The 6,175-nt window shown below is 72.9% G+C and carries 7 protein-coding genes; 5 read left to right on the top strand and 2 right to left on the bottom strand.

The genetic code is table 11. The features are described from left to right. Positions 1–78 precede the first annotated feature (78 nt). The 4 genes from PV341_RS43135 to PV341_RS43150 all read left to right on the top strand — a co-directional run bounded on the left by PV341_RS43135 (position 79) and on the right by PV341_RS43150 (position 3,446). Positions 79–999, top strand: a complete 921-nt coding sequence (locus PV341_RS43135) for a carbohydrate ABC transporter permease (protein WP_500360751.1) — start codon at positions 79–81, stop codon at positions 997–999. After that, complete coding sequence (locus tag PV341_RS43140; RefSeq protein ID WP_500360752.1) at positions 999–1,904, top strand: carbohydrate ABC transporter permease; 906 nt, start codon at positions 999–1,001, stop codon at positions 1,902–1,904. The genes PV341_RS43135 and PV341_RS43140 overlap by 1 nt, the downstream gene beginning before the upstream one ends. 22 nt (positions 1,905–1,926) lie before the next feature. Then, a complete protein-coding gene (locus PV341_RS43145) occupies positions 1,927–2,949 on the top strand; it encodes a LacI family DNA-binding transcriptional regulator (RefSeq protein ID WP_500360753.1) in 1,023 nt (340 codons plus the stop codon). Positions 2,950–3,044: 95 nt separating this feature from the next. Next, positions 3,045–3,446: a hypothetical protein gene (locus PV341_RS43150; RefSeq protein ID WP_500327423.1), complete on the top strand. Its 402-nt coding sequence runs from the start codon at positions 3,045–3,047 to the stop codon at positions 3,444–3,446. Positions 3,447–3,462: 16 nt separating this feature from the next. On the opposite strand, the gene PV341_RS43155 is transcribed toward PV341_RS43150, so the two are convergent. Beyond that, positions 3,463–4,023 carry a carboxymuconolactone decarboxylase family protein gene (locus tag PV341_RS43155; RefSeq protein WP_500327301.1) on the bottom strand — a complete coding sequence of 187 codons (561 nt, stop codon included), beginning with the start codon at positions 4,021–4,023 and terminating at the stop codon, positions 3,463–3,465. A 96-nt stretch (positions 4,024–4,119) separates the two neighbouring features. Further along, positions 4,120–5,085, bottom strand: a complete 966-nt coding sequence (locus PV341_RS43160; RefSeq protein WP_500327299.1) for an SDR family NAD(P)-dependent oxidoreductase — start codon at positions 5,083–5,085, stop codon at positions 4,120–4,122. A gap of 120 nt (positions 5,086–5,205) precedes the next feature. Between PV341_RS43160 and PV341_RS43165 the strand changes: the two genes are divergently transcribed. Beyond that, positions 5,206–6,117, top strand: coding sequence for an AraC family transcriptional regulator (locus tag PV341_RS43165; protein ID WP_500360755.1), 912 nt, complete (start codon positions 5,206–5,208; stop codon positions 6,115–6,117). Positions 6,118–6,175: the final 58 nt, after the last annotated feature.

A 6,175-nucleotide genomic window follows, 5' to 3' on the forward strand; every position in this document is an offset into this window, starting at 1 on the left:
CCCGTCCGCTGCCCGTCCGTCCGCCCTCAGCCGTCAGCCGTCAGCCGTCAGCCGTCAGCCGTCTGAAACGAGCCGCCCATGCCGCCCACGTCCGCTGCCCGGCGCACCCGACGCCTCGCCCCCTACGGATTCCTCGTCCCCGCCGTCCTCCTGTTCGCCGCGACCTTCGCGCTCCCCATCGGCTACGCCGTCTACCTGAGCTTCCGCAAGATCGAGGTCAAGGGCCTGGGCCTGGGACGGGGCGCACGCGGCGAGGCCTGGGCGGGGCTGTCCAACTACACCTCCGTCCTGTCCGACACCGAGCTCCTGCACGGCGCCGCCCGCATCCTCGGCTACGGCGCGATCGTCGTGCCGGTGATGCTGGGCCTCGCCCTGCTGTTCGCCCTGATGCTGGACGCGCAGCGGACCCGGCTGCGCGGCTTCTCGCGGCTGGCGATCTTCCTGCCGTACGCCGTGCCCGGGGTGGTCGCGGCGCTGCTGTGGGGCTTCCTCTACCTGCCTTCGCTCAGCCCGCTCCACTACGCGCTGGGTGCCATGGGCCTGCCGGAGCCGGACCTGCTGACCGGCGGCGCGCTCTTCGGCGCGCTGGCGAACGTGGCCGTGTGGGGCGGCACGGGCTTCAACATGATCGTGATCTACACGTCGCTGCGGGCGGTGCCCTCCGAGATCTACGAGGCCGCGCGGATCGACGGCTGCTCGGAGCTGCAGATCGCGCTGCGGATCAAGATCCCCACGGTGGCGCCGGCGCTCGTGCTGACCTTCTTCTTCTCGATGATCGCCACCTTCCAGGTCTTCGGCGAGCCGATGACCCTGAAGGGGATGACGAACTCGATCTCCACGACCTGGAGCCCGCTGATGAAGGTCTACCAGGACGCCTTCGTGCGCGGCGACCTCCACTCGGCGGCCGCGACGTCCGTGGTCATCGCCGTCGTCACCCTCGTCCTGTCCTTCGGCTTCCTGCGGGCGGCCAACTCCCGTACCCGGCAGGGAGCCTCCTGATGAGCGTCACGGCAACCCCCCTCGCCCAGCGGCCCGGCGCCACCACGGCGGCCCGCGAATCCGCGCCGCGGCGGCGCCGCGGGACCGGCCTGGTCCCGACCGTCGTGCTGCTGCTCGGGGCGGCGTACTGCCTGCTCCCGGTCGCGTGGGTGCTGGTGGCGTCGACGAAGAGCAGCCGCGAGCTGTTCGCGACGTTCACCTTCCTGCCCGGCACGGGCCTGGTCGACAACGTCTCCGCGCTGACGGCGTACCGCGACGGCGTCTACTGGCGGTGGATGCTCAACTCCCTCTTCTACGCGGGCCTCGGCGCGCTGCTGTCCACCGCGGTGTCCGCGGTGAGCGGCTACGCACTGGCGAAGTACCGCTTCCGCGGCCGCGAGGCGATCTTCAACGTCCTGCTGACCGGGGTGCTGATGCCGCCGGTCATCCTGGCGATCCCGCAGTACCTGCTGATGGCCAAGGCGGGTCTGGCCGACAGCTACCTGTCGGTGCTGCTGCCGAGCGTCCTGGCGCCGTACGGCATCTACCTGGCGCGGATCTACGCCTCCGCCGCCGTGCCGGACGAGGTGGTGGAGGCGGCCCGGGTGGACGGGGCGGGCGAGTGGCGGATCTTCCGCACGATCGCGCTGCCGGTGATGCTGCCCGGACTGGTGACGGTCTTCCTCTTCCAGTTCGTGGCGATCTGGAACAACTTCCTGCTGCCGTTCATCATGCTGGGCGACGACGAGAAGTTCCCGGTGACGCTGGGCCTGTTCACCCTGCTCCAGCAGGGCGCCTCGGCGCCCGCCCTCTACACGCTGGTGATCACCGGTGCGATGCTGGCGATAATGCCGCTGATCGCACTGTTCCTGGTGATCCAGCGGTTCTGGAGCCTGGACCTGCTCTCCGGGGCCGTAAAGTCCTGAGGAGTCCCGAAGGAAGAACGGTATGAGCCGCACAGAACGACGCCGTCCCCCGACGATCCACGACGTGGCCCGCGAGGCGGGTGTGTCACGGGGCACGGTGTCGCGCGTCCTCAACGGCGGGCACAACGTGAGCCCGGCCGCGATGGAGGCGGTCAACGCCGCCATCCGCCGCACCGGATACGTGGTGAACCGGCACGCCCGCAGCCTGATCACCGGGCGTTCGGACTCGGTGGGCTTCCTTCTCACCGAGCCGCAGGAGCGCTTCTTCGAGGACCCGAACTTCAACGTGCTGCTCAGCGGCTGCACCCAGGCGCTGGCCGCGCACGACATACCGCTGCTGCTGATGATCGCCGGCGACGAGTCGGAGCGGCGGCGGATCACCCGCTACATCACCGCCGGGCACGTCGACGGCGTGCTGCTGGTGTCCAGCCACTCGGGGAACCCGGTCGCCGAGCGGCTGGAGAAGGCCGGGGTCCCGGTCGTCGCCTGCGGTGAGCCGCTGGGGCAGGGCGGCCGGGTCGCGTACGTGGCGGCCGACGAGCGGGGCGGCGCGCACCGGATGGTGCGGCACCTCGTGGCCTCCGGGCGGCGCACGATCGCCATGATCACGGGGCCGCTGGACACCCCCGGCGGTGTCCAGCGCCTGGCGGGCTACCGCGAGGAGCTGGCCGCCGCGGGGCTGCCCGCCGACGAGACCCTGATCGCCGAGGGCGACTACAGCCGGGCCAGCGGGGAGGCCGCGATGACCGCGCTGCTGGACCGCTCCCCCGGCCTGGACGCGGTCTTCGTCGCCTCCGACCTGATGGCCCAGGGCGCGCTGGCGGCGCTGGAACGGGCCGGGCGGCGGGTGCCGGAGCACGTCGCGGTGGGCGGCTTCGACGACTCCCCGGCGGCGCTGGCCACGCTGCCGCCGCTGACCACGATCCGCCAGCCGTGGGACCGGATCAGCGCCGAGATGGTGCGGCTGCTGCTCGCCCGCATCGCCGGTGACGAGCCGTCCGCGGTGATCCTCCCGACGGAGCTGATACGGCGGGAGTCGGCCTGAACATCCCCTAGGATCATGGGAGTTGGGGCGTCGAAGCCGCCGCCCCCGGACTTGGAGGACCGGTGCGTCTCCCCCGCTCCCTTTCCGGCTGGACCATGGCCGTCTTCGGTGTGCTCGCCGCCGCGCTCGGCATCGTCGGGATCGTGTCGCCGGCCGTGCAGCTGTCCCTGCTCGGCTTCCACCGTCCGGACCACCGCGCAGCCGGCGACTACACCCTGGTCTTCCTCACCGCGTCCTCGATGGCGGCGCTCAACATGGGCGTCTACTACGTCCTGGCGGCCCTCGCCGACTGGCGCGCCTTCTTCCGCTGGACGGTCCCGTTCCGGCTGCTGACCTTCACCGTCTTCACCACGGCCGTGGTGATCGGGCGGGCGCCCTCCGGTTTCCTCGGGGTCGGCGTGTGGGAGGGCGTGGGCGCGCTGGTGACCGGTGCGGCCCTCTGGCACGAGGGCCGCACGGCCCGGGCCGCGACCCCCGAGGGCGCCGCGGCGGCGTGACCCGGCCGCGGGGCGGTCAGGACGTACGGGGCGGGACCGCGCACTGCTCGGAGAAGCCCTGGCTGGTCAGCCCGAGGGCGCTGTTGAGCCGGGAGCGCAGGTTCTCCACCGCGACCATGGCCGTGAGCTCGACGAAGGCGGCCTCACCGAGCCGGTCGAGCAGCCGGCGGGCCAGGTCGTCGGTGACGGACGGCTCCGTCTCGCTCATGGCCTCGGCGTACTCCATCACCCACTGCTCGAGCTCGGTGAAGTCCTCCCGGTGGTCGCGCCAGACGGGCACCTTGCCCACCTTCTCCATGGGCAGCCTCAGGCCCTCGGCCTTCCAGTGGCCGAAGTCCACGCACCAGGAGCAGCCGATGCGGACCGCGGACGCCATGACGGCGAGGTGCTTGAGGCCCGGGTCGAGCGCGTGCCACTTCTCCACGCCCTGCTCGAAGCGGGCGTAGGACATCAGCACCTTCGGGTTGTGGCCGACCGCCCGGCCGGGGTCGAGGACCCTGCCGAACCTGCGGCGCGCGTACCACTCGGCGAGCCGGATGAACGGGGTCCGGGGCGGGTCGAGGGAGATGCGGGACATGTCGTGCCTCCTGGGGTCGTCCGCGTCGTGCCTGCGGGCGTACGACGGACGGCGGCCTCCCCGGTGTGACATCGGACAGGGGGCAGGTCCGGGAGGTCACACCCGCAGGGCGCACAGGGCGCGGTCCCAGAGCCGGTCCGCGGCGATCGGGTCCACGGCGTGGGCGGCGACGCCGCCGGGGCGCCCTTCGTCCCCGTCCACGACCGGCGCCTCCTGGTTGTCCTCGAAGTAGCGTCCGGTCACCCCGTCGAGCAGCGGCGACGCCGCGAGCAGCACCGAGGTGGCGGCTCCCTGCTCCGCGGTCTTGTGGTACGGCTGCGGGATGACGGCGCCGTCCTCGTCCGTCACGCCCATCGCCCGCATGGTGCCGGCGTCGATGTGGCGCTGGAGGTTGGTGCTGAGGATCCATCCGGGGTTGAGCGCGTTGGCCGTGACGCCGTCGGCGGCCCACCGGCGGGCGCCCACCGCGAGCAGGACGTCGGCGGTCTTGGACTGCGCGTAGGCCGTCCAGGGGTCGTAGGGACGCCGCTCGAAGTGGGGGTCGCCGAAGTCGAACGCGGCGTTGTGGTGGGCTCCGGAGCTGACGACCACCAGCCGGGCCGACCCGGCCGCCCGCAGTGCGGGGTGGAGCGCCGTGGCGAGGGCGAAGTGCCCGAGGTGGTTGGTGGCGAGCTGCAGCTCCCACCCGAGGTCGGTGACCTGGCGGGTGGGGAGGGCCATGATCCCGGCGTTGGCGACGAGGATGTCGAGCGGCCCGCTCCAGGCGTCCGCGAAGTGTGCGACGGACGCGAGGTCGGCCAGGTCGAGGCCCCGTACGTCCACCGAGCCCGCCGGGGCGGTGGTGGCGAGTCCGCGGAGGGCCGGCTCCGCGGCGGCGGGGTCGCGCGTGGCGACGGTGACGTCCGCGCCGGCCGAGGCCAGGGCCCGGACCGTTTCCAGGCCGATGCCGGAGGCGCCGCCGGTGACGAGGGCGCGCCGGCCGGTGAGGTCGACTCCGCTGACGACCTCGGAGGCCGTGGCGTGCGAGGGGAAGGGGGTCTGCAGCAGGGGGTGGTCGAGCACGGTGACCTTCTCGGGAGGGGAACGGCTGGTACGCGAACCAGGCTATGGACGGCATCGCGTATTCTCCATAATGAAAACTCCGGAAAACTTCAGCCATCGTCCAGACCCAGGAGGTACGTCATGGATCCGCTCGAGGACGTGCTGGCCCTGCTGGAGACCAGGGCCCACCTGTCGACGGGCCTCGTGGCGGGCGGCGAGTGGGCGGTGCGCTTCGAGGCGCCGTCCGGGGTGAAGTTCAACGCGGTCCGGCACGGCGGGTGCCTCCTGGAGGTCGAGGGGGCGGACGGGCCGGTGGAGCTGGCCGCGGGCGACTGCTTCCTGCTCACCCAGGCCCGCCCGTTCGTGCTGCGCAGCGCTCCCGGCGTGGCCCCGGTCGCCGCGGAGCCGGTGTTCGCCGCGGCGGAGGGCGGTTTCGCGCGGGTCGGCCGGGGGGACGACGTCCTGCTGGTCGGCGGCCGCTTCTCCTTCGGCGACCGCGCGCGGGCCCTGCTGCTGGACGCCCTGCCGCCGGTCATCCACGTGCCCGTGGGGACCGCGCACGCGCAGACCGTGGGCTGGGCACTGGAGCAGATCGGGCAGGAGCTGCTGCGACGGCCCGTGGCCTCCACCCTCGTGGCGGAGCACCTGGCCGTCGTCATGCTGGTCCACGTGCTGCGTCTGCACCTCGCAGAGGAGTCGCACGGCGCGTCTGGCTGGCCGGCGGGCCTGTCCGACCCCGTCGTGGCGCCCGCCCTGGCCGCGCTGCACCGTGCGCCGGCGCACGGCTGGACGGTCGCCGAACTCGCCCGCACCAGCGGGGTGTCGAGGTCCACGCTCGCCGCACGGTTCAAGCGGACCGTGGGCTGTCCGCCGCTGGACTACCTCAGGCGGTGGCGCATCGAACTCGCCTCGCAGCGCCTGCGCAAGGGCACCGAGACCCTCGCCGTCATCGCCCGCGCGGTCGGCTACGGCTCCGAGAGCGCGCTCAGCACGGCCTTCAAGGAGGTCACGGGGAGCTCGCCCCGTGCCTACCGCGGCGGTCCCGTGGCCTGACGGGACGCCCGGGGGCGCGGGCCTCCGCCGGCCGGGGACGGTCGGCCGACGGGTGGGG

Origin of the sequence: Streptomyces sp. PA03-1a, from assembly GCF_033792805.1 — a bacterium.
Classification (GTDB): domain Bacteria; phylum Actinomycetota; class Actinomycetes; order Streptomycetales; family Streptomycetaceae; genus Actinacidiphila.